At 54.1% G+C, this 24,232-nt stretch carries 16 protein-coding genes; 9 read left to right on the top strand and 7 right to left on the bottom strand.

Going from position 1 to position 24,232, the window contains the following annotated elements; translation table 11 throughout:
• Positions 1-14: 14 nt before the first annotated feature.
• Positions 15-473, top strand: a complete 459-nt coding sequence (locus tag I9187_RS19810) for an Lrp/AsnC family transcriptional regulator (RefSeq protein WP_171096703.1) — start codon at positions 15-17, stop codon at positions 471-473.
• 107 nt (positions 474-580) lie between these two features.
• Here I9187_RS19810 and I9187_RS19815 read toward each other — a convergent pair whose 3' ends face one another.
• Positions 581-3,370 (bottom strand): bifunctional aconitate hydratase 2/2-methylisocitrate dehydratase, encoded by a 2,790-nt coding sequence (locus I9187_RS19815; RefSeq protein ID WP_209940305.1) that lies wholly within the window; start codon positions 3,368-3,370, stop codon positions 581-583.
• 179 nt (positions 3,371-3,549) lie between these two features.
• A complete protein-coding gene (locus I9187_RS19820; RefSeq protein ID WP_171237860.1) occupies positions 3,550-4,896 on the bottom strand; it encodes a serine hydrolase in 1,347 nt (448 codons plus the stop codon).
• Between the two features lie 258 nt (positions 4,897-5,154).
• Here I9187_RS19820 and I9187_RS19825 point away from each other — a divergent pair, with 258 nt between their 5' ends.
• Complete coding sequence (locus I9187_RS19825; RefSeq protein ID WP_171181922.1) at positions 5,155-6,141, top strand: DMT family transporter; 987 nt, start codon at positions 5,155-5,157, stop codon at positions 6,139-6,141.
• 59 nt (positions 6,142-6,200) lie between these two features.
• Here the strand turns inward: I9187_RS19825 and I9187_RS19830 are convergent, their stop codons facing one another.
• Positions 6,201-6,758 (bottom strand): CHAP domain-containing protein, encoded by a 558-nt coding sequence (locus I9187_RS19830; RefSeq protein WP_245223323.1) that lies wholly within the window; start codon positions 6,756-6,758, stop codon positions 6,201-6,203.
• Positions 6,759-6,887: 129 nt separating this feature from the next.
• On the opposite strand from I9187_RS19830, the gene I9187_RS19835 reads away from it, so the two are divergent.
• From I9187_RS19835 to I9187_RS19860, 6 genes are all read left to right on the top strand, one after another.
• Positions 6,888-7,025 (top strand): hypothetical protein, encoded by a 138-nt coding sequence (locus I9187_RS19835; protein WP_171181923.1) that lies wholly within the window; start codon positions 6,888-6,890, stop codon positions 7,023-7,025.
• A gap of 304 nt (positions 7,026-7,329) precedes the next feature.
• Positions 7,330-7,887 (top strand): hypothetical protein, encoded by a 558-nt coding sequence (locus I9187_RS19840; protein WP_171237861.1) that lies wholly within the window; start codon positions 7,330-7,332, stop codon positions 7,885-7,887.
• Positions 7,874-9,094, top strand: a complete 1,221-nt coding sequence (gene gltS, locus I9187_RS19845; protein ID WP_209509870.1) for a sodium/glutamate symporter — start codon at positions 7,874-7,876, stop codon at positions 9,092-9,094. The genes I9187_RS19840 and gltS overlap by 14 nt, the downstream gene beginning before the upstream one ends.
• A 233-nt stretch (positions 9,095-9,327) precedes the next feature.
• Positions 9,328-15,780: a GAF domain-containing protein gene (locus tag I9187_RS19850; protein WP_171181929.1), complete on the top strand. Its 6,453-nt coding sequence runs from the start codon at positions 9,328-9,330 to the stop codon at positions 15,778-15,780.
• A 3-nt stretch (positions 15,781-15,783) separates the two neighbouring features.
• Positions 15,784-16,125, top strand: coding sequence for an Hpt domain-containing protein (locus I9187_RS19855; RefSeq protein ID WP_171181931.1), 342 nt, complete (start codon positions 15,784-15,786; stop codon positions 16,123-16,125).
• The gene (locus tag I9187_RS19860) at positions 16,118-17,143 is read left to right on the top strand and encodes an adenylate/guanylate cyclase domain-containing response regulator (RefSeq protein WP_171181933.1); all 1,026 of its coding nucleotides are present in this window, start codon (positions 16,118-16,120) and stop codon (positions 17,141-17,143) included. Before I9187_RS19855 ends, I9187_RS19860 begins: the two co-directional genes overlap by 8 nt.
• 160 nt (positions 17,144-17,303) lie before the next feature.
• On the opposite strand, the gene I9187_RS19865 is transcribed toward I9187_RS19860, so the two are convergent.
• From I9187_RS19865 to I9187_RS19875, 3 genes are all read right to left on the bottom strand, one after another.
• Entirely contained in the window at positions 17,304-19,805 is a 2,502-nt protein-coding gene (locus tag I9187_RS19865) for a cation:proton antiporter (RefSeq protein ID WP_171181935.1), read from the bottom strand.
• Positions 19,805-20,083 (bottom strand): cupin, encoded by a 279-nt coding sequence (locus tag I9187_RS19870; protein WP_171181937.1) that lies wholly within the window; start codon positions 20,081-20,083, stop codon positions 19,805-19,807. Before I9187_RS19870 ends, I9187_RS19865 begins: the two co-directional genes overlap by 1 nt.
• A gap of 71 nt (positions 20,084-20,154) precedes the next feature.
• On the bottom strand, positions 20,155-21,687 hold the full coding sequence (locus I9187_RS19875; RefSeq protein WP_209940306.1) for a phospholipase D family protein: 1,533 nt from the start codon (positions 21,685-21,687) through the stop codon (positions 20,155-20,157).
• 367 nt (positions 21,688-22,054) lie between these two features.
• Between I9187_RS19875 and I9187_RS19880 the strand changes: the two genes are divergently transcribed.
• On the top strand, positions 22,055-22,204 hold the full coding sequence (locus I9187_RS19880; protein WP_171181941.1) for a hypothetical protein: 150 nt from the start codon (positions 22,055-22,057) through the stop codon (positions 22,202-22,204).
• A gap of 393 nt (positions 22,205-22,597) precedes the next feature.
• Here the strand turns inward: I9187_RS19880 and I9187_RS19885 are convergent, their stop codons facing one another.
• Complete coding sequence (locus tag I9187_RS19885; RefSeq protein WP_171181943.1) at positions 22,598-24,226, bottom strand: N,N-dimethylformamidase beta subunit family domain-containing protein; 1,629 nt, start codon at positions 24,224-24,226, stop codon at positions 22,598-22,600.
• Positions 24,227-24,232: the final 6 nt, after the last annotated feature.

Consider the following 24,232-nt stretch of genomic DNA (forward strand, 5'->3'; position numbering starts at 1 on the left):
AATAAGTGAAACAAATGCTTCATCCTGCTGATATAGATATTCTCCGAGAGCTTCAGATCAGTGGACGTCTGTCGATGCAGGAACTGGCAGATCGAACCGGGTTGTCGGCCTCGCAATGCTGGCGACGAGTACGCGATCTTGAAGCAAGCGGAGTGGTCACGGGTTATCGCGCGCAGGTACCAGCTAAGGCCGTTGGCCTGAATGCCATCGCCTATGTCCATGTCGCGCTCAAAGATCACCAGGAAAAGAGCATCGCGGATTTTCTGCGTCTGGTCGAAACAGAGCCGCAGATCGTCGAATGCGCCTCGATCACCGGGGATCATGATTTCATCCTAAAGGTCTACGCCAAGACGCCCGAGGATCTGGAGGTGTTTATCATGCAACGTTTGTTGAAATCTGGTCTTGTTCGCGACACCCGAAGCAATTTTGTTCTTCGGCAAACCAAGACCCGAGGACCTTTACCGATACTATAGGGGCGACGGGCGTCCGTTTGAAATCGGTCATGGCCGTCACTACAAAAAACGCCCGGTCACCTGAAGTGGCGCCCGGGCGATCCATGCTTGGTTTCAAAAAACCGTGTTTAGAAGTGCGCCGACTTCGTGCCAGCTGGTTTTTCAACCGAAGGCGCGAACTTAGTCAGGTCGATGCCTTCAACAGCGGTCTTGTATTCGTCGATATTGGGCGTCCGACCCAAAATGGCAGACAACACCACAACCGGGGTCGAGGCCAGCAGGCTTTCGCCTTTCTTGTCGGGTGCATCGGCCACGACGCGGCCCTGGAACAGACGGGTCGAGGTGGCCAGAACAGTGTCACCCTTGGCGGCTTTTTCCTGGTTGCCCATGCAAAGGTTACAGCCGGGGCGTTCGAGATACAGGATATTCTCGTACTCGGTGCGCGCCTTCTGTTTTGGGAACAGGTCGTCAAACTCGAAGCCCGAGTATTTTTCAAGCACTTCCCAGTCGCCTTCTTCCTTCAGCTCATCGATGATGTTGTAAGTCGGGGCCGCGACCACCAGCGGTGCCTTGAATTCGACTTTACCGGTTTCCTTTTCTAGGTTCTTCAACATCTGGGCAACGATCTTGATGTCACCCTTATGCACCATGCAAGAGCCGACAAAGCCCAGATCCACATGCTTTTCAGCGTTGTAGTATGAAATCGGGCGGATCGTATCGTGGGTGTACCGCTTAGAGACATCGGCGTTATTCACGTCGGGGTCAGCGATCATTGGTTCGTTGATCTGGTCCAGATCCACAACAACCTCGGCAAAGTATTTTGCGTTATCATCGGGTTGCAGCGCCGGTTTTTCACCAGACTTGATCTGAGCAATACGCGCATCAGCAATGTTGATCAGCTTTTGCAGCATGCCGTTTTCATGCTCCATGCCTTTGTCGATCATGATCTGGATGCGTGACTTGGCCAATTCCAGCGAACCGATCAGGGTCTCGTCATTCGAGATACAGACCGAAGCCTTGGCCTTCATCTCGGCCGTCCAGTCGGTGAAGGTGAACGCTTGGTCCGCCAACAGCGTACCGATATGAACCTCGATCACCCGGCCTTGGAAGACGTTATCTCCGTGCTGTTCTAACATCTGCGCCTGTGTGGCGTGAACCACGTCGCGGAAATCCATGTGATCCGCCATTTGGCCCTTGAAGGTCACCTTGACCGATTCCGGGATCGGCATCGATGCTTCACCCGTTGCCAGTGCCAGCGCCACGGTGCCCGAGTCGGCCCCAAAGGCCACACCTTTGGACATACGCGTGTGGCTATCTCCGCCGATAATGACCGACCAGTCGTCCACGGTGATGTCGTTCAGCACCTTGTGGATCACGTCGGTCATCGAATGATAGACGCCTTTCGGGTCACGACCGGTGACAAGGCCGAAGTCATTCATGAACTTCATCAGACGCGGCGTGTTGGCTTGCGCCTTGGCGTCCCAGACCGACGCAGTGTGACAGCCGGACTGATAAGCCCCATCAACAATCGGGGACACAACAGTAGCTGCCATCGCCTCAAGTTCTTGCATGGTCATCAGGCCAGTGGTGTCCTGCGACCCAACGATGTTGACCTTCACGCGCACGTCCGATCCGGCGTGCAGGGTCTTGCCCGGCGTTGTGCCGACCGCGTTCTTGTTAAAGATCTTCTCGACAGCGGTCAGGCCCTGACCTTCATGGCTGATTTCTTTGGACGGAGCAAAGACCAAAGGCGCTTCGACGCCCAGCGTTTCGGCCGCAAATGTTTGCAGCTTCTTTCCAAAGACAATGGCGTAAGAGCCCCCGGCCTTCATGAATTCCACTTTTTGCGGGGTAAAGGACGAGGACACGTCAACCAGCTCATCGCCATCCTCGCTCAGCAGCTTGTGGTCTTTGGTGTTGATCTTCAGAACTGTGCCTGTGGCGACCGAATACTTTTCTTCCAAGATCGGGTTGCCATCGTTGTTCAGGATCGCGTTGCCGTCTTCGTCCACCTTCTTGACCCAATTTTTCAGGTCAAGACCGACGCCGCCGGTCACACCGACGGTGGTCAGGAAGATCGGAGAGATGCCGTTTGTACCCGCAACAATTGGGGCAAAATTGACAAAGGGCACATATGGGCTGGCCTGCTTACCCGTCCACAACGCCACATTGTTCACGCCGGACATACGCGAGGAACCTACACCCATGGTACCCTTTTCAGCAATCAGCATGACGCGTTTGCCGGGGTGCTGAAGCTTTAGATCCTGGATTTCCTGCTGCGCCTTTTCCGAGATCAGGCACTTGCCGTGCAATTCGCGGTCAGCACGCGAATGCGCCTGGTTGCCTGGTGACAGAAGGTCCGTAGAAATGTCGCCCTCGGCAGCCACATATGTGACGATTTCAATTTCTTCGTCGATGTCAGGCAGCTTGGTAAAAAACTCAGCCTTGGCGTAGCTTTCCAGAATGTCCCGCGCGATTGTGTTGCCGGCCTCAAGCGCGGCCTTCAGACGGTTTGTGTCCGCATCATAAAGGAAGACCTGCGTTTTCAATACCTCGGCTGCCTTGCCTGCGATTGCAGCATCATCACCCAGCGCAAGATCCAGAAGAACCTCGACCGAGGGGCCACCTTTCATGTGCGACAGCAGTTCGAACGCAAAGTCCTGCGAGATTTCTTCGACGTCAGCTTCGCCCAGAATGATCTCTTTCAGAAAGCTAGCCTTTTCGCCGGCCGCGCTGGTTGTGCCGGGCAGCGTGTTGTAGATGAAATAGTTCAGCGAGTCTGCGCGATGGTCGTTCTGGGGATCACGGATCTGATCAATGATTTCCTTCGCCAAAGCCCCGTCATCGATGGGTTTAGGGCTCAGGCCCTGCTCTTTGCGGGTTTCGATTTCATTCAGGTAATCAGTATAGAGGCTCATGACGGGTCCGACCATTTAGCTGGGTGTACCGGCAGTCAAAAGGCCGGCACTTTCAATTTGTATGCGGCGGTATACTAAAACTGCGCCGCATGCAAGCCCCAGACCTGCGACCCGGTGTCCTGAGCCGGTTGCAGCCTGCCAAGGTCGTTACCATCGCAAGCGCGGGATGAAGAGGTCTGTTAAGACGAATCGTCCCCAAAGGCTGTAATCAACGCCTGCGCCAACGGCAAGGAAGAGTAGCCAAACCGGGATGGCGTCAGACCCATCCGTAGAACAACCATGTCATGCGAGGGGAAAACGCCGATGAACTGACCATCGTGCCCCTGCAGCCAATAGGCATCTTCGAACGGTGGAAAATCTCCGGGGGCTTCCAACCAAAGGTGCCCTTTGGCATAGCGCCCGTCCGAGGCATCAACAGGCTCGACCATCCAGTCCACAAAACCTTCGGGCAAGATCCGGGCGCCGTCCCAAACTCCCTTTTGCAACAAAAGCTGACCAAACCGGGCCCAGTCACGGGCCGTGGCATACATATAGCTGGACCCGATAAACGTATCGTTGGCATCTGTCTCAAGGATCGCCGAGGCCATACCCAGTGGCGTAAACAGAGCCGTTTGCGGATATGTCAGCCCACCGTCAGGCAGCTTATCCTGCCACACCCGCGAAAGAACCGTGGTTGTTCCCGAGGAATAATTGAAGTCTGTGCCGGGTTTGGCTTCGGGCACTCGTTCCGCTGCAAAGGCAGCCATATCATTACCGAGATACAGCATCCGCGTGACGTCCGAAACGTCGCCATATTCCTCGTCCCATTGCAAGCCGCCGGTCATGGACAACATATCGGCCACAGTAATGCCCCGGCGCGCATCCTCGGCCCAGTCCGGAAAACTGTCGACCAGATTGTCCGCAAGGCTCATCCGACCGGTTTCAACTAAAGTGCCGATCAATCCAGCCGTTATCGTTTTGGTCATGGACCAACCCAGCAGTGGGGTTTGCGCGTCGAACCCATCGGCATACGTCTCGGTCACAATGCGCCCATTTCGAACTACCACGACAGCGCGATATCCTTCGCCAAGCAAAGCCTCGTCAGACATGATGCTTTGAATCTGCGGGTCCTGCGACAGCGCAACATCATCGCCTGCTGGCCAAAGGCCTTGTGCGGGGCGATTGGGGGGAACCAACGACTGATCACTCAGGACCGCATCATGAACATTGGTGCAGCCCAGCCCTTCGCGGAACTGCGATGTCGCCGGGGCAAAGAACCGAAACAGCCGCGCTTGCACCGATTGCGCCTCTTGATCAACGTCGATCGAGACCTGCTTGAGCAGCGGATGCCCCGGTGCCTGCACATCAACGGCCAGCACCTCATCAGGGTCTCGTCCGGCAATGAAAACGTTCGAACAGACGATTTTGGCAGAGTAATTTGTGCCAACCTTCAACAGATCCGGTGGCGCGACAAGCAGGTACCCAATCAAGCCTGCTCCACCCACAAACGTCAAAACGCCAAGTGTTTTCACTATTTTCCCGAACATCCGACAGTGCCGCCCATATTGTCTTCCTGCCACGCGACGTTAGAGGCAACCGAGCAACGGTTTCTAGACTTCCGTTACGTATAAACCTGATGTCATCGGGCCAGGCTTGAAACGAAATACCTGTTTTGATCTGGCGCACTCTCCCAAACCCAAACTGGCACCAACACTGCATGGAATGCGAGCTACGACCACAGAGGGTCGCAAAGTGACGTGACCCGTTAGATGGCCCGTGTTAGTGGCCATTTGAAAGGACGCTCCATGACCGAAGGCCAAAAGTTGCAAAACCCGACAGCTGGTATTGTTTTCATTCTGATCGGAATTTTGGCAATTTCTGTCAACGACATGGTGATCAAGTTTCTGTCGGGTGGTTACCCTTTGCATCAAATGGTCTTCACGAGATCGCTGATCGGAATCGGGTTCAGTTTGGCCCTGGTGCAGATGGAAGGCGGTTGGAAAATCTTGAAAACAGATCAGCCGGGGCTCCACCTTTTGCGAGGAGCGCTCATCGTCGTTGCCAATCTGACGTTCTTTACAGCCTTGGCTGTTATGCCTCTGGCCGAAGCGACTGCGGTGTTCTTTGTCGCGCCCTTGATGATAACGCTGCTCAGCATCCCATTACTCGGGGAAAAAGTTGGCCCCATGCGAATTGGTGCCGTAATTGTAGGTTTCGTAGGCGTTATAATAATGACTCGCCCGTGGGAGGCCGGTGGCACACGTGACGTTGGCCTGGTGATGTACGCCCTTCCGGTTGTCGCGGCTTTTACCTACGCGCTTAACAACGTGCTTACCCGCTTACTTGGCGCAAAATCCAAAGCCTCGGCTATGGCTGTCTACATTCAAACGTGTTTCATCGTCGTCAGCTTGTTATTCTGGTCGGTGGCGGGAGATGGACGTTTCGCCTCAGCGTTCGAGAACGAAAGCCTGGTTTTTCTACTTCGAGCCTGGGTCTGGCCAGAAGGTACCGATCGGTGGTTGTTTGTCGGGCTTGGGTTTAATTCCGCGATCATCGGCTATTGCCTGGGCCAGGCTTACCGTTTGGCAGATGCTGCCACGGTGGCTCCATTTGAATATGTCGGCCTTCCAATGGCGATTTTTTGGGGATGGGCAATCTGGGGCGAATTGCCAAACCTGCCGGTCGCAATTGGTATCACGCTGATCTTGGGATCGGGATTGTTTGTCTTCTTGCGTGAGCGCCAAAAGAAAAGAAACGTGGTTTCACAAAAGCGCGTGCACCGCCGCTATTAACGGCCCAAGCTGGTTGATCGGCCGGGTCGCACATGGCCGCGACGCGAAATCGGATTGGCTTACTCGGCCCCGCCAGGATAAATAAACCCATTCACCGGGTAGAAACTACCGTACTGGCCCGGCTGGCTTTCGACCCGGACCATCGTCCAGTCGTTGTTTTTTGACACATCCCTGACGCCCATTTTCAAGGATACCTTGTTACGGTGCCAATTGGCGTGATTCACGATGACTTCCCGTTCGGTGACAATGTCAGACACCACGGCCACATGGCCAAGTGGCATACCGCGCGTTGCCCGAAAGGACATAACCGCACCAACAACCGGCTCATTGCCTCGTGCAAAACTATTGCGTGCTTTCCCCCACCAATCCTTTGCATTACCTCGGATTTCGATTCCGCTCAGGGTACGTGCGTAGGGCACACACCAAACTCTTTGCCCCCGAGCGTGTTTTTTCGAGACCTCTTGAAGCGCCACTAGCTGACGTTCCGGATCGAGATCCGCGTCGCTCGGGCTTTGCGCGCAGGCCGAGACAAACGCAAAAAATCCCATCGCAATCACAGCGCGGGATGTGCCGGTCAGCAGCGGCCAAATCGTCGTTTTGCTGGTCCTGTTTAGCAAGAAACTTCGGTGTAGGTTTGAGTGGTGAAGAAGTTTTAAGGCGATAATGCGCGTTATGAAAAGAGCCCTGTTAAGCTCCGGCAGAAATTCGCCGGTTTCCCATTACACTTTTGCACTGGAGTTACACACATGTCCGACTGTTGGCGGCTCACCCCGGACATGGCCGTTCTGTGGGTATGTGCAAAACACATCGCAAATCTACAACCCAATGCAGGTATGCTCATAACGCTGCATGGCACCACTGACTTCCTTGCAGAAAGCCTTTGAATCTGGCCCACAAGTTTGGGCATTCACCATTTCGGTGTCGACTTACACGTGATCAACCCCACACGAGGGGTCCAATTTGATTGCTAGTGAACAACCGGCCTTTAGTGCAGCTGGACAGTGTTTTCCGGGGCCGACGAACGAATGACCTTAAAACATTTAGACATCAGAATATCAGCAATGCATGATAGTTTCGGTCACCGAGTTGCGTCTTTTGGCGTAAATTTTCAGATCCCGGAATCCTGTTTTGGTTCCAAAAAATAGCTACGAGGTGAATAATGAACCTTGCACATTCTGAGGGTCGAACATGAGTGGCCCTGCGCAGCCCTTGATCCGGTTGTCGTCAGCGCGACCGTTCTTGAGCACGTTGAATACTGCCTGTCCGGACGCCGATGAATTGCTAACACGCTTGGGAATTTCTCGATCCTCGTGCGATGAGCCCGAAGCACATAGCCACCCAATAGTTACGTATCATCTGTTTGAAGAGGTGGAAGCCGCCACAAACGACATTGATCTACCGGGGAAGCTTGGCGCTTTTCTAACGCCATTCGAAATTGCCGCGACTGAGCATTCCGGTTCAACTGAGCACCACCTGAACATCTATGGCAGACCCGCCGTTATGTCTGAGAAACGGTGTTTCGAGACACCTTTCGTTCCGGTGCAATTAGTGGCGTTTTTTGCCTGCTTGTTTTCAGAGATTGCTGCAAGAGTTGCCGGGAGTAGTTGGTCTGCCGACAATACGTTGGTAAACGTAAGCGATCCCAACGCATTACTAGATGACTTCAAAGGTTCCAAACCAATCCTGACACAACTGACCAAATTGACTTGCGTGGACGAGGGCACAAAACACAATGGAATTGCTTGATCCTATAGAAATCGACAGCTTTGGCGCCGTTACAATTGGGATATTGGTCTATTTCCTCGGTGCACGGCTGACCCGTCGCTATGCCGTCCTGTCCAAGTACAGCATCCCAGAACCCGTCAGCGGAGGCCTCTTGGCCGCCGTTCTGGCTCTGCTTGTAGTTTTGGCCACGGGCCGGGCGATAAGTTACGAACTAAGCGCCAGAGATTTCTTGCTGGTCTACTTTTTCACAACAGTTGGTCTCAACGCCCGTTTCGCTGACCTGCTCAAAGGTGGGCCCCTTCTTGTGCTCATGCTAGGGCTCACGATTGCCTTTATGCTCGTGCAGAATGTGGTTGGCATGGTTGGTGCGCTCGTGTTCGGTTTGCCGTCACAAGCAGGTGTGCTGTTGGGCACCGCATCTTTGATTGGTGGTCACGGCACAGCCATTGCCTGGGGCCCAACCGTAGAAAACAGCTATCAAGTCACTGGCGCTTCAGAACTGGGAATAGCCACTGCCACAGTTGGTCTGATTTTAGCCAGCGTTCTGGGCGGTCCCATCGCCCGATTTCTCATCCAAAAGAACGATCTGACAAGTGCCCCGGACGTTGAAGAGGAGGTCGCGACGGTTGCGGAACCAGCCACCGACCAACCATCGACCCTGACCCATGTTGACCTGATGAATTGCGTGCTCTGGATTCACGTCGCCATTGGAATTGGATATTCAGCCTTCGAAGCACTTGAGGCGGCGGGGATCAAACTGCCTTTATTCGTACCCTGCCTTTTAACTGGTATCCTGCTATCGAACTTGTTGCCGCCGCTGCTTCCAAAGCTCTCATGGCCGGCGCGAACCCCTGCGATGAACGTGATTTCCGAATTCAGCCTGTCCGTGTTCTTGGCAATGTCGCTGATGAGCATGGAGTTATGGACCCTTGCCAGCAGCGCTGGCGTGCTGATCACAACCATGCTCTTGCAATCCATTGCGGCTGTAGCGTTCATCATTTTCATCGTCTTCCGTCTGATGGGGAAAAACTATTTCGCAGCTGTGATATCGGCAGGGTTCGCTGGTTTCTCTTTGGGCGCAACGCCAACCGCCATCGCAAACATGACTGCGGTCACACAACGCTATGGTCCTTCGCCAGTCGCGTTCATAGTGTTGCCGTTAGTCTCAGCGTTTTTTGTGGATTTGGCCAACGCGTTCATCATTCAGTGGTTCCTTGGATTTGGGTAGAGCACTGTGTTGCGCCAACGGGCTTGAAGTAAGCTCTGCAAACAAATGCCTGTTTTCCTCTCAGAACGTCCAGCCAGTTACCCCAGACCAGAGCTGCTTGGATTGCCAGATGACCAACCATCGGCTTAAGCGCGTTGAATTCTGTCCACAAAGAAACTCTGTGACTTCTATCGTATGCCCTTTAAACTGCGATCTTGTGTGTTTCATTGGTTTGCGCGGGAGCTCGAACGCAGGTGGATGGGAAGAGGACATCGGAAGAAGCCGGAAGTTCAGCGTCGTCATCTGCGCACAGTGTGGGGCTCAGCGCGGATGATCAGCAGGCGCGGTTCGAAGCAACCGCACGGGTTATGCAAGCGATCTCCGAGACCAAGGATGATGTACAGCCGGTATGCGACCTGATTGTAACACTGGCAAAAGATCTCTGTGATGCCTTTTTTGCTGGTCTGGTTCTTGGACGCGAAGGGGATGCGCGTCAGAAACTGGTTGCCAGCGTCAATCTACACCCGGATATCCAACAGCTCTGGCGCGACGGCAAGTATACGATGGAGCCGGGCAACTCGATCGTAACTGACACTATTCTCAGCGGTGAGACCAGACGCGTTGTCGACATGGGCGACACCGATTTCCATAGATCAGGAGATGAGCGCTTTAAGCTCATTGTCGACACGCATGGGTGCCGGAGCAATCTGTTTGTCCCGTTAAAGGTAGGTGGCAGCGCAATCGGTTGCCTGATGCTGGCACGGAACGAAGTGAGACCATACTCTGACGATCAGGTGCAGCTGGTTGAAACTTTCGCCGCTCAGGCGGTCATCGCGATAGAAAATGTTCGCCAGTTCAGCGAGTTGCAGGCCCAATTGGCTCGCGAAGGTGCCACGCGCGACGTTTTGGAGACGATCACCCGGTCTCGGGATGATGAAGCACCGGTATTTCAGACGATCTTGGAAAATACGGCCCGGCTTTGCGAAACGGACGTAGCTACATTGAGCCTCGTAAATGAGGCGGGAACCCATCTGGAATATGCGGCCCATTTTGGCGATCAATTGGCCACATATAAAGTCGGCGTGGATCGTTGGTCTTTGGATTCGAATTTACAGATTGCCGAAGCCGTGCGGGAAGCGCGGGTCATTCACAATGTCGATTTGCGCCAGACAGACCACTACATCAACGGGGATCGTTGGCGCCGCCAATTGGTTGATGAAGAAGGCGTCCGATCGTTTCTGACGGTTCCTTTGATGTCTGCGGATGGTGATCCTGTAGGCGTCATCGGGATTTACCGTCGGGAAGTGCGGCCCTTTACAGACAGCGAGATTTCTTTGGTCGAAGGCTTTGCGGCGCAGGCTGTGATCGCAATCGACAATACCCGCCAAATGAAAGAGCTGCGCTCTCAATTGGAACGGCAAACGGCGACACAGGAGGTACTGAGTGTCATCAGCAAAAGCCGTGACAATGACGCACGAGTCTTTGAAGCCGTGCTTCAGCAGGCCACGGAAATCTGTGACGCGGATCAGGCGGCGCTGGTTTTGGTCAACGCTGCGGGAACCCACATTCAATTGGCCGGTGCATGGGGGCACGATAGAACCGACGTTGAATTAGGAGAGGAGTGGCCTCTTGATGGTTCGGTCACGGCAGCGGCGGCGATACGAAATTGCAAGGTTGTACGTGTCGAGGACATCGCCGACACCGAGTTCTACCGCTCGGGTGATCCTACGGCTGTTACAATGGTCGAAATCGAAGGCATCAGGTCACGGGTTGTTGTGCCCTTGATGCAGGGGGAACAGGCGATCGGTGCTATTGCGGTTAGCCGCCGCGAGGTCCGCCCGTTTTCTGATCCCGACGTGCAATTCATCGAAGAGTTCGCCAAACACGCAGTCATAGCGATAGAAAATACGCGCCAATTTCGAGAGGTTCAGGAACGGCTAGAGCGCGAAAAAGCATCGCGAGAAATCCTCGAAGTCATAAGCCGCAGCCGCGATGACGAAAGACCTGTATTCCAAAGCATTCTCGAAAACTCCAGCCGTTTGTGCAAAGCGCCGTTGGCCTTTTTATGTGTCGCTGATCACGAACGCGGTCTCGCAACGATCCCGGCCAATATTGGCGCAAGAACCGATTTTGACGAAGCGCTCAAAAACTTTGTAGAGCCGCTAACGCGCACTGAATTAATTGCGATCAAACCAATGATCGATGGCGAGGTCATTCGCCAGGACGACATCGCGGACGATCCTCTTTACTTTAGGGATCGTGACCCAAAACGGGTTCAGATGGTTGAGATTGAAGGAGCCCGCTCGGTTCTGGCGGTTCCGTTGATGAAGAACGGCACCGGTCTCGGGGTGATCGTGCTCTATCGTCGTGAAGTTGCACCTTTCTCAGACGACGATGTGGCTCTGGTCCAAACCTTTGCAGCTCAAGCCGTAATCGCAATGGAAAACGTCCGCCAGTTCCGGGAAGTGCAGGATCGGACAGCCGAAGTAACGCAAGCCTTGGAATACCAGACCGCCACCTCTGACGTGTTGTCGGTCATCTCGCGATCTCCAGACGAGCTGAGACCGGTGCTCGAAGAAATCCTGAGGGTCGCAAGCCGAATCTGCGAACCAAAATACGCCGCTATTTCCTTCCTGAATCCCGAAGACGGCCTTTATCACACTGACATCATGCTCGATTTTGACAGCGAATTCATGAAATTCATGAAAGCTAACCCGGTGCCAGCAGGACACGGGAGCGGCATTGGTCAAACAGCTGCACGAGGCGAAACAGTCTATTACAAGGATACCGAGGCGGACGAGTACAAATGGAAAGAGGCCGCGCGCATCGGGAATTACCGTTCGCTCCTGGGCGTACCACTGATCAAGGGCAAAGCTGTGGTCGGAGTGATAGTCTTGTGCCACGACAAAGTCGCACCGTTTGATGCAAAGCAAATCGCCCTTTTAGAAACTTTTGCGGCTCAGGCCGTAATCGCGATCAACAATACTCAGCTGTTCGAAGAAGTTCAGGCCCGTACAGCCGAAGTTGAAGAGACACTGAAGTACCAGACAGCCACATCTGAGGTGCTTGATGTCATCTCCCGGTCACCCAACGATCTACCGCCTGTGTTGGATGCAATCCTGGAGGTATCGTCGCGCATCTGCTCGCCAGAGTATGCGTTCTTTGCCATGCGAGATGCCGACGATGGGCTTTATCGCGTGGTTGTGTCCCATAATGTAAGCGACGCGTTCCTGGATTTCTTGTCAAACAACCCAATAGCTCCTGACGAAGGTTCATGTATAGGGCGAACCGCGTTGCATGGAGAAACGGTCTATATCGAGGATACTCGGAACGATGCCTCTTACACGTGGAAAGAAGCCGCGGAGATAGGAGATTACCTTACTACATTGGGGGTCCCACTTGTCAAAAATGGTCGCACGCTTGGTGTTATTGTTATGGCACACAGGCAGGCGTCGGCATTTAGCGGCAAACAGATCAACCTTCTGGAAACATTCGCGTCCCAGGCCCTGATTGCTATCAACAACACGCAGCTCTTCGAGGAAGTGCAAAGGCGCACGGCAGAAGTTGAAGAATCGCTGGAGTATCAAAAGGCCACGAGTGAAGTACTCGAAGTTATTTCCCGATCTCCGGACGCCTTAGAGCCGGTATTGGAAGCGTTGCTTGCCGTTTCGTCCCGTATTTGCCGCCTTCAAGATGCTTTCGTGGCGCTGAAGAAACCTGAAGATGGCAAGTACCATTTCTTTGCTGGCCACAACGTGTCAGACGCATTCACCGACTTTATCAAAATGCACCCATTTGAACCGGGGGAAACATCTGCAACTGCACGGGCGCTGTTGTATGGGCGCGCCGATTACGTCGAAGATACTCAGGCCGATCCCAATTATGATCCAGTTCTGAAGTCGAACCTCGACGGTTATCGATCCGTCCTTTCGGTACCGTTGATACGTGACGGCGACACAATTGGTGTCATCAGCATGGGGAGCAGAACCCCCGCGGCTTTTGACGAGAAGCAAATCAAGCAGATGGAAACTTTTGCGTCGCAAGCGATAATCGCCATTCAAAACTCGCAGCTTTTCAATGACACGCAAACTGCACTTGCCCGCCAAACAGCAAGTGCGGACGTTCTCAGAGCTATTTCTGAATCCCCAACCGATACCAAACCAGTATTCGAGAAGATTGTCGGACTGGCAACGACGCTGATAGACTGCGACCTGGCTATTGCCATTCAAGCCAATAGAACTGAGATTTGGCAAGTCGCTGTCGCAACTCCTCAAGGTGTGGAAGAAGTCAAGTGGACGGATCGGCTTCCGATTGATCCCGAGGACAATTTACCTTCCTGGTCGATCAAAAGTGGTAAGACGCTAAACATGCCAAAGTGGCGCTACGACGAATTACCGCGGCGCGACAAAAAAATCTTTCGCGAAAAGGGATTTAAATCGTCTTTGATGGTGCCCTTGATGCGCGGGAAAGACTGTTTCGGCAACTTGGTATTTATTCGAAAGACGTCAAAGGTTTTTACGGACGACGAAGTGTCGATTGCCGAGTCTTTTGCAGATCAGGCCATCATCGCGCTGGAAAACGTGCGCTTGTTTAACGAGACTCAAGCTTCTTTGGCGCGTCAGACTGCGAGTGCGGACATTCTACGGGTGATCAGCCAATCTCCTGACGACATCAAACCTGTCTTCGAGGCCATTGCAGAGGCGGGCGTACGGCTGGTTTCCTGTGACATGGTAGCCGCCATGACGGCGCAAGATAATACGTTCGAGGTTCTGGCAAGGGTCAGTGCAGAAGGAGTTGCCACCCTTGAAGGCAACCAAAGTTTTCCGATCGACCCGGATCCGATGTCCAGCTTTCCTGCTCAGGTTCTTCATCACAAGAAGATGCTTCATCTGCCCGATTGGGACACGATCGAGCTCTCGCCATTCGAACAGATTACGTATGATCGGCATGGCGTTCGCGCCGCTTTGTTGCTGCCCCTGATGAAAGGCAAAGCGTGTCTGGGCGTGTTGGTGTTCGCTCGGAAAACAGCCGGGGCTTTCACCAAAGATGAAATCGACCTCGCGTACTCGTTTGCGGATCAGGCGGTAATTGCCATCGAGAACGTGCGCCTATTCCGTGAGGCCGAAGAGGCGCGAAAGGCCGCTGAGGAAGCAAACGAAGCAAAAAGTGCTTTCTTGGCGACAATGTCCCACGAAATTCGAACTCCCATGAATGCCGTAATCGGGATGAGCGGGCTGTTGATGGACACAGAGCTGGATGCCGAGCAAAGTGACTATGCGAATACGATCCGCGATAGTGGCGATGCGCTTTTGGGTATCATTAACGAAATCCTCGATTTTTCAAAAATTGAAGCTGGACAGATGGATATCGAGAACCATCCGTTCGACCTGCGCGAATGTATAGAAAGCGCGCTCGATTTAGTCAGCGGCAAGGCTGCCGAGAAACAACTCGATTTGGCCTATGAGTTCGATGACTCACTCCCCCAGGCGATCAGCGCGGACCTGACCAGATTGCGGCAAATTTTGCTGAATCTTCTCTCTAACGCTGTGAAATTCACCGAAAGCGGAGAAGTGGTTCTGTCAGTTGAGCAATCTGCCGAGGTAAACGGATCACTGGAGCTGACGTTTAGAGTCCGAGACACAGGTATCGGCCTATCTAAAAAGGGTATGAGCCGCCTATTTCAGTCTTTCAGCCAGGCAGACAGTTCAACGACCCGCAAATATGGCGGCACTGGTCTGGGTCTTGCGATCTCGAAACGCCTCGCCGAACTTATGGGAGGGACCATGTGGGCTGAAAGCGAAGGAGAGGGAAACGGTTCCACCTTTGTTTTCAAGATTCAGGCAAAACCTGCAAAACCAGTTAAGCCGTCCTCCCGCAATCTTGTCGGCCCTCAGCCTGAACTTGAAGGCAAACGCATTTTGATGGTCGACGATAATGCCACCAATCGCAAAATCCTGTCTCTTCAAACCGAGAAATGGGGCACCCGGACCACGACGTGTGCATCTCCGTCAGAAGCGCTGAGTATACTTGGAGAAGGCATCGAGTTCGATTTAGCAGTTCTAGACATGCATATGCCTGAAATGGATGGGGTAGAGCTTGCCAAACAGATACGCGCCAAGAAGCCTGGGTTGCCACTAATCCTTTTCAGTTCACTTGGCCCGCGCGAAATAGATTTGGAGGATGGGCTTTTTGCTGCCAACCTTGCCAAACCTTTGCGCCAATCCCACCTGTTCGATACCCTGGTCACACTGTTCGCGACTGAAAAGCTGCGCGTAAAGCCGTCAAAACCACAGGACAAACCCCAAACCGATCCGGACATGGCAACGCGCCATCCACTGCGAATTTTGCTGGCAGAGGATAATTTGGTGAACCAGAAACTTGCACTCCGCCTGCTGGAACAGATGGGCTATCGCGCTGATTTGGCCAGCAACGGTGCCGAGGCTGTCGAAAGCGTCAACCGGCAGACATACGATGTCGTTTTCATGGATGTGCAAATGCCCGAGATGGATGGGCTTGAAGCGTCTCGCCGTATCAACAAAGCGCATCCGGATGGAAGCCGTCCTCGCATAGTCGCGATGACCGCCAACGCCATGCAGGGCGACCGTGAGATGTGTCTGGAAGCAGGGATGGACGACTATATCACCAAACCGATCCGCGTGCCTGTCCTCATCGAAGCCCTATTAAATTGCCCCAGAACAAGAAGGTGATCCATGACAGACAGCCCGATTGATCATGAAATCTTCATGGAGCTAAAGGACGCCACAGGCGAAGAGTTTGCAGCAGAGCTTGTGAACACCTTTCTCGACGAAGCGCCAAGTATGATTGGCGAATTGAAAGCGGCCGCGAACGAAGCCGATGCCGACCGATACCGCCGTGCTGCACATTCTATCAAGTCGAACGCCAACACGTTCGGTGCAACGGCTCTTGCCGAACTGGCCAGGAAAGTCGAACTGGGAGAACTGCCCGAAGCCGGAGACTTAACAGAAGCTGCCGCTTTAGAGACCGCCCTCGCCACTGCAGCTACTGCCCTACGGAGCCTGATTGATGTCTGACGCCCCCGGTCATTTGCTCATCGTCGACGACAACAAGGTCAATCGCTTGCTTTTATCTCGCAGTGTAGAACTCTTGGGCCATCAAGCATCGGTCGCGGAAAACGGCCGAGTGGCGATGGAGATGTTGTCTGGTCAGCCATTTGACTTGCTTTTGCTGGATATCGAGATGCCGGAAATGGACGGTTTCCAGGTTCTTGAAGCTGTCAAATCGGACACCGAACTGCGGGATTTGCCAGTGATCGTGACGTCGTCTGTTGAGGGACTCGACAATGTCGTACGCTGCATTGAATTGGGTGCCGAAGACTACCTGCCGAAACCAGTCAACAAGACACTTCTCAGTGCGCGCGTCTCCAGCGGCCTTGAAAAGAAAAGACTCAGGGACGAACAAAAGCGACTGCTAGAGCGTTTTGCAACAACTGAGGTGGCCCAAGACCTACAGGAATCTGGCTTTGCCATAGGTGGTAAGCGCGCCAATGCTTCGGTTCTATTTTGTGATATTCGCGGCTTTACGACCTTGTCGGAAAACCTCGCTCCTGAGGATACGATTGACCTGCTCAACACCTTTTACACCTTGATGTTTGAGGCAGTTACCAGCAATGGCGGGATTGTCAGCCTGATGCTGGGTGACGGGTTGATGGCTCTTTTCGGAGTTCCGCAGCCCCTGCCCAACTCGGCGCAAAGTGCAGTGGCGGCAGGACATGAAATGCACAACATGATCGAGATGTTAAATCTCGAACGGCGCGCAGAAGAGAAAAGCGACCTAAAGATCGGTATCGGAATAGCGACTGGCGAAGTCGTCGCTGGCTATGCCGGGACAGACAACCGGGCGACGTATACTTGTATCGGATCGACCGTAAACCTTGCTGCGCGCCTGGAAGCAGAAACGCAGAAAACCGGAAGCCGGATGTTGATTGATCAAGAAACCTTCGATCTTTTGGAAGGGGCTGACGTGTTGCAGACATTTGGTGGCACCAGGATCAAAGGTTTCTCTGATCCGATCGATATTCATGCGCTTTGACCATTCGCGCAGCGCAGTGGGTGAACTCCGTTATTCAATGAACTCAAAATTTATGAAGCAACGCCATGAGCACACCGGCACGGGTTTAGCAGACAGGTAACTATCGAGACCTGTCCAAGCGTCATCAGCTAGGACTTCGTGCAATTCGAAAACTTGGGCGTTACTTCGGCTCAAGAAGCTTTTCCAGTTCGACACCTTGGTTTGCGGCGCTCGAAAGTACGGCTTCGCGCAACGCCTTACTGCGCTTAACAAGCCTCCGGAATTTTTCTTCATCCAAAACCAATAAGGTCGTGGGTACAATCGCTTGGACGGAGGCGCGGCGTTTTTGGCGGAGCAATAATTCAGCTTGCCCAAAAATTTCACCCCTACCCAACCGCCAACTCTGGCCGCCCATCTCCAATTCAACTGCTCCTGACGCAATGAAGTACACGCTTCGCGCCGGAGCGTTTTTTTGGATGACAACTTCGCCTGCCTCAACATAGCGCGTCTTCAAAGCGCGGACGAGCTTTCTAAGCCTCGCGGGATCCACGTCTGAGAATACGGGCAATTGTTTTACAAGCTCGGTGGCCCGCGGTGCAATGTCGATCCTTGGGCGTTCTTCTTCCTTTGCACGTTTCGCGGAAACATCATTCAAGAGTACGGAATAGAGTTCTGCACCTATGAGCCCTTCATCGAACATTTCGGTGTACTCTCGTTCTTCCAGCCGCAGAGCAATTCGGCGAATGAAACGACGCTGAACTTCTTCTGCAAAACCCGGGTACTGAAGCTGAAGGCCGTCAAGAGCTGTATCGACATATTCTGCGCGCCGATCAACAAGCTCCCTTAGAATGTCCGTCACCCTTCGCCCATGTATTCGGCGAATGCGTCGTTCTAAAAACCGATAAACGTCCCGCAGAACGAGGCGTTGTGCAAGCAAGACTTCAAAACGGTGCGCGGTCACACGGGCAAGTGGTGTTTGCAGCCGGAGCTTGTTGTTTAAAAAAGCGGCAATGCGAAACAAACGTCCGTAGTCCACAGTGCGACGTGCCGCTCGCAAGTATCCCGTGCGGCCCTGCAAGCGTGTTGCTTCAATAAGCCGGTCAATATCCAGAAGCGCCTTTTCGGCCAGTCGAATAGAAAGTGATCTGTCGCGCATGTGGCTAAGAACAAAATTTCGTTCCGCTCCTGCCAGGGCAAGGAGGCCCAGGGTTACGCGGTCCCGGTCAAGAATGTCTTTGCGCTCTTCGGCCGAGCGAACCTCTGTTTCCAGTCTTTGCCCGAACTGAACAGCTTCAGACCTGATGATTTCCGGATTCAGTTCGTAGCTCGCAGTTGTTTTTTCCACATCTTCCCGAACTGTCTGGAGCGACACAGCAACAACCTGGCGGGACAAGGCTTCGTCTACTGATGAAAGCTTATCGAGCCCAAGGCGACGTATGAAGGGCCTGAGAGTCGGCCCTTGAACGATCAGGGTAAATAGGGTGAAACCCGTCGCGAGGATACCAACGGCGCGTTGCGTCTCGGCGGCGACTTGATTGTTCTCGGTGACAGCAAGCGCCAATGCCAGCGTCACCGCACCTCGCATACCGCCCCAGAGTATTGCGTAACGAAACGGACGTTCCACAAGTGGTGAAACACGTACGAGTGACAAAAATGGCAGAAAACCAAACAGAATGAAGACCCGCGCGGCAACTGCGGCAACAATCACAACCAAGATCAGCACAAAGTCTGTCCACTGAACACCGCTTAACAGTTTGGGGATTAAAAGCGCCGCTAAAATGAAGATCAAAGCTCCGGCCCAATGCGCAAGAACGTCCCATACATCTGTGAGGCTTGTCCAAGCTTGGGGGGTCAGTCGGCCGGGCGCAGATAGGTTCAATGTGATCCCAGACACAACAACCGCGATTACACCCGACGCGCCGACACTCTGCTCTGCAATGACATATGTCAGATAAGGTAAGGCAATGGAGATCGAGATTTGAGCGAGCTCGAAACCTTCAATCAAGTTCATCAACCATAAGCTGGAACGCGCGAGAACCCATCCTGTCACAGCCCCCCCAACCAAAAGTAACGGAAACTGAACCAAAGCATCTTGCGGTCGCGGGTCGGGCGCGCCGACCATGACGAATCCTATGAACAGTCCAAATAGGGCGATTGCGGCTGCATCGTTCAAAAGGCTCTCGCCTTCGATTATTCGCGCCAGTCTTTGCGGGGCGGCAATCGAGCGAAAGATGCTAACAACCGCCGATGGGTCCGTCGTTGAAATGATGGCGCCCAGCAGCAGGCAAGCAACGGTAGGAAGGGAACTAACTGCCGCAAGAGCAAACCCAACGGTGAATGTCGCCACAAATACCGCGACAATAGCCAGAACGAGTATCGGCACCCAGTCGTCCAGCATACGTCGCAAGTTCATACCCAACGTCGCCTGAAAGAGTAGCGTGGGCAAAAAAATGTAAAGAAACACATTCGCGCGGATTGGAAACCCGAGGATTGCTTCCGCCACCGGGTTCATCACTTCCGTCAGATCAGTCTGAAGGAAAAAGGTCGCGGCAACACCAATTATGATGCCTAGAACCGCAAGAACGACGCTGTATGGAATTTGAAGGCGTGCCGCAACTGGCTCGGCAAGGCCGATAACCACGAAAAGCGAAGCAACCACTGTTGTTACAAGAACAATGTCCATCAAACGTCGCCTGTTATGATGTCACGAGGCACGCTTTCATTCGCGCTCACGCGGATCACCCCCGTAAGATTCATCAGTCCTTGGGGAGCTGGCATTACGTGGAATGTTTCATTCCATACAGACTTTATCCTTAAGAACATGGGGTTCTTGTAGGATACAGGTTCTGAAAATTCGATTGCCTGAGCGGATAGAGCAAAGCGCCACCTTTCGTTTTTGGCTTCGACATCTTGCCGATGACTCTCGCCAGCTTCACCAGCATAGTGGTTGAAATCCTTCACGGTAAAACCTTTTCAAGTGCAGCCGCTTCCCCAATTACGTCGGCAAGCCGTCAGAGTATCTATCAAAAAAACTAAAGCTGAGACCCGATTGGTAAAATACTTAGAAATCCGGCGACTATATGATCCCAGGCCGACCCCGTCGGCTCTGATCGATATTCGAGAACGTTGCCATCCTCTCCTCTTGTCGTCCATTTTAGTTGACCAGCTTGCTCTAGCGTCACGTTATAAGTGTATCCGGGTAGCGCCTCGTCCAAAACACCCATGGTTTGCGTGGTCAAGGTCGGCGAATCTATCAGAATTCCCATTTCCGTGTTTATGTTGACAGAACGCGGATCCCAGTTGAACGATCCCACAAACAAGTAACGGTCATCAACTGCGAATGCCTTGGAATGTAAGCCCGACCTGGACTGAGCCCAGTTGATACCGCGGCGTTGGACCTGATAGGCGTCAGGCCGTAGCTCGTAGAGTTCTACTCCACCGCGTAATAGTGCTCGGCGTTTTTTGGCATAGTGCGCATAAACGGGTGCGACATCGTTAGATGCCAGGGAATTGGTTACAACCTTTACGTCGACACCGCGGCTTTCTAGTTCGGTCAGCCATTTCACACCATTGTTGCGCGGCACGAAATAGGCGGACACGATATTCACTTCACTGCTGGCATTCTCGAAATACGGAAGCAATTGAGACGCAAGAATTGGATCTGAGTTCTCGAGACCTGCGGCTTTTGAAGGCGGATCAGCATACAGTTTTGCGGGCAACCAATCCAATGATAGGGCTCCGTCCGCAAAATTCTCTTTTGCTGACTTTCTGAGGGCCGCGCCGTACTGCGTTTGCTTCGCTTTCTCGACCAGTTCATTCAACATGCGGCGCGCATCACCAAGATCAAATTCTTCAGGTTCACCAACGACCACACGCGCAGGAACGGCGAACTCGCTGTTCCAATACGCATCGAAACTGCGGGAGACCTCACTTACAACAGGACCTGCTGCCAATACGTCCAAATCTGCGTAGTTCATTTCCTTCCGTGCCAGAAAATACTCGGCACCGATGTTTCTGCCACCCACTATTGTAAACACGTTGTCAGCCGTCATGGACTTGTTGTGCATTCTGCGATTGATGCGTTTGAAATCTGTCAGCCCTGCAATCAGCAGGCTTTGATCCCTCCAAAACGGGTTGAACAGCCTGATCTCTATGTTCTTGTGGTTGTCCAAAGCGGCGGTCATCGCGTCATAGCTGGACGTATCCATGTCATCCAGCAGAAGCCGGACACGAACACCCCGATCTGCTGCCTGCAACAGACTGGCTGCGAATAGGTGGCCCGTGGGGTCGTCGTGCAGAAGGTAATATTGTGCGTCAATTGTTCGCTCGGCTGCAGCGGCCATCAACAGCCGAGAGACAAGCGCTTCTTCCCCATCACTGATTAGCTTGACACCCGACCGACCGTCTTTGGGGTCGCCAAGCCGGTTGGCTGCCTGTCCCAAAGTTGTATTTGCACTCGCTGGCAGCGAAGCCGTCACTGTCTTTTCATATGTACGTGTTTTGGGGGCACAAGCGACCAGTGCAACCGTGCAGAATAGATAAACCACGAATTTCCACGGCGCCATCGACATCCTCCAAAACCCATGCCCTAGGTGACTACGACGGGGCACGCGATTGCAAGTTTGTTCTTTGAAGCCATTGGTTGTTTCTTTTGCCGGTGTTGTATTCGCAGGAGTTTTGTCGCTGACCTCTGGAGTCGCGATTTTGACTCTATCCCATTTCAAACGCACTCTGACATCAGCCAAGTGGGGACGGGAGCAATGCCTCACCAAGAGAACAGAAATGACCCCACCCCGGATTCTGCGCCGCAAGCCGCGGTATGTGGCTCTGTTCCCTGTGGGTTTCCTGCCCACCACAAGGTCCCGTTCGAATTTGTTTGATAAATTCTAATTCAACACAGGTGGTTGAGCCAAGCTCACCTATGGAGCGCACGTGCTGCCCGATCTAAAAGGCCTCTCTTATCTGGGCGCGCTGGTCTATTTCCACGACGCCGCTGAAAGCCTGAGCTTTTTGCGCGCCACCCAGGCGCTGAACGCGGCGCCATCGGATAACCGCGCTGGAAGACGCCAAGCCGCTGTTTGACACCAAGGCCAACCCGGTCGCTGCGCTTGGCGCCCAGATCGGCGAGGCGTTCTGGAAAGAGGCGCTTCCGCACATCCATTAACGCGACCGCTCGACCTGGCGTCACTGGCTGAACGCGGTCGGCGCTCCGACCGACTTTGCCGAGCGAGGCTAAGTGCTGACAAACCCCATATGGTTCGGGAGGCGGCGGGTTACAGACGGGGCATCGCCATCGGCTTTTTCCCTTTATTGACAAGTTCCTTGACCAGTGGCGGCTTGACGGCGTCGGAACGCAATCGATCAGTTCGAACCGGGGCTATTTCTGCAGGTGAATTCTGGCGCCAGACTGCAGGCCGAGGCCTTCGTCGACTGAGTTGCGGGTCAGGCGGAAGAGTTGATGGTTCGGCCTTAGGCTCAGGACCTGAACCGCTCCAACACGTTCCGGGTGATCTGTTCGACCTGCCAGTCCCGCCGGGTGAGGCCCATGACCCATTCACAGGTGGCGGCGTTGAAAATCTCTCCCTCGCCGCGCGCCCAATGCAGGATCACGCCGTTACCGCGGGTGCTACGGTCCAACGAGTCCTGTGTGATCTCGCCAAAAACGGTCTGCGCTTTGAACTGCGCGTCGTCGTCGCCGATATAGACTGTTTCGCCCCACACCCCATGCGCGGGTTCCACATTGGTGGCGAGCCCAAGGGCCAGTATCTGGATTGCCGGGTCCGCCCCGTCGCTGCCGGTGGGAAAGGGCAAGCCGTCCTCCATCCGGTAGTCCACCCCGTCGACTTCGTAGCCAAAGATGCGAGAGGCCGCGCCCAGCTGATCGCCATAACCCAACTGCGTGTCCTGGAACGCCCAATGTTCGGGCCGGTAGACCGTGAAACCACCACTGCCCTGGCCGACGCAGCGGCCCAGGCCGGCATAGACGCCTTTCAGCCCGTTTGCGCCGAAAGTCTGGGCTCCCGGCCAGTTCACCGGGTCCACCTCCCACGCCGCCGTGACCAGATGCGCCTGATCGGTTCCGATCAGAGGATCGCGTTCGGCGTTGTATTTGTAGCAAATCTGGGTGCGGCCTTCGTCCTCGATCCGGGTTTGCCACAGGAAGTTGCCACCAAACCGCGCGACCCGCCCGCCTGCATCAACATAGGCGTCGACCGCATGACGCATATTGGCGGACCAGTATTCGTCGTGACCCACGAAAATCACGCATTTGTAGCGGCTGAGTAGCTCTGGATCAGCGTCGAGGTCATGTTGGGTCGCATAGTCCAGTTCGAAACCCTGCGCCTCGGCCCAGCGCGCGAAATGGCGTTCGTAACTGGCCCAGCCGGCGGAAGCGTATTTCTTGGAATAGCCATAGGCATAGGCCCATTCCATGTAGGGATATCGCACCATGCCGCCGGGCACATGCGGAGCCTCGGGCACCGCGCGGGGGGCGCCTTCGGGCAGTTTGCAGAACCCCCGCGTCCACGGGCGCTGGGTGGAAACGACCGGTGAGAATTCATTGCCTTCGGGTCCGTGGATTCCTTCGTAATGGTTCGAGCCACCCCAGCAGTTATAGGCCAGCCAAGTGCCTGTTGCGCAGACCAGCAGGTACGGCGCCGGGGGTCTTTCGGCCGCGCGGCGCAGCAGGAACAGGTGATGTTCTTCAACCCGGTCTCCATCGCGTTCTGCGCTGAGTGTGACCAGATAGCCGCCCTCGCGCCAGCCTTCCGGAATGGTGAAGTAATAGGAACCTTTCCACCCGCAACCGCTGACGGAACACTCGACGGGCGTGTCCTGATGCACGCCGGTTAGCCCGGTTTCGGACAGCAGCGGTTCATAACGCAGTCCGTCGCGTCCCATCTCCACGTTCCACTGCGCCGCGGTGGTCGACACCCGCAACGTCACTGTGTCACCTGGGGCATAGGTCATCCGGTCGGTATACCCCCAGATCTCAAGCACTGCGTCATCGCGCGCCGGACCGATATAATAGTTGTCCAGGATATGCCGCGCCTTGGCCCGCGTGCGGGGCGTCGTGGCAGGGCCTGGCCTTTCCGAGCGTGTCATCTCACC

It is taken from the genome of Ruegeria sp. HKCCE4148, from assembly GCF_017872495.1.
In the GTDB taxonomy this organism is placed as follows: Bacteria; Pseudomonadota; Alphaproteobacteria; order Rhodobacterales; family Rhodobacteraceae; genus Ruegeria.

Bases quoted from the DNA above. Each gene is read 5' to 3' on its own strand.
- I9187_RS19815 (WP_209940305.1), bottom strand. From the start codon at position 3,370: ATGAGCCTCTATACTGATTACCTGAATGAAATCGAAACCCGCAAAGAG.
- I9187_RS19855 (WP_171181931.1), top strand. From the start codon at position 15,784: ATGACAGACAGCCCGATTGATCATGAAATCTTCATGGAGCTAAAGGAC.
- I9187_RS19840 (WP_171237861.1), top strand. From the start codon at position 7,330: ATGAGTGGCCCTGCGCAGCCCTTGATCCGGTTGTCGTCAGCGCGACCG.
- I9187_RS19810 (WP_171096703.1), top strand. From the start codon at position 15: ATGCTTCATCCTGCTGATATAGATATTCTCCGAGAGCTTCAGATCAGT.
- I9187_RS19875 (WP_209940306.1), bottom strand. From the start codon at position 21,687: ATGGCGCCGTGGAAATTCGTGGTTTATCTATTCTGCACGGTTGCACTG.
- I9187_RS19835 (WP_171181923.1), top strand. From the start codon at position 6,888: ATGTCCGACTGTTGGCGGCTCACCCCGGACATGGCCGTTCTGTGGGTA.
- I9187_RS19885 (WP_171181943.1), bottom strand. From the start codon at position 24,226: ATGACACGCTCGGAAAGGCCAGGCCCTGCCACGACGCCCCGCACGCGG.
- I9187_RS19820 (WP_171237860.1), bottom strand. From the start codon at position 4,896: ATGTTCGGGAAAATAGTGAAAACACTTGGCGTTTTGACGTTTGTGGGT.
- I9187_RS19860 (WP_171181933.1), top strand. From the start codon at position 16,118: ATGTCTGACGCCCCCGGTCATTTGCTCATCGTCGACGACAACAAGGTC.
- I9187_RS19865 (WP_171181935.1), bottom strand. From the start codon at position 19,805: ATGGACATTGTTCTTGTAACAACAGTGGTTGCTTCGCTTTTCGTGGTT.
- I9187_RS19825 (WP_171181922.1), top strand. From the start codon at position 5,155: ATGACCGAAGGCCAAAAGTTGCAAAACCCGACAGCTGGTATTGTTTTC.
- gltS (WP_209509870.1), top strand. From the start codon at position 7,874: ATGGAATTGCTTGATCCTATAGAAATCGACAGCTTTGGCGCCGTTACA.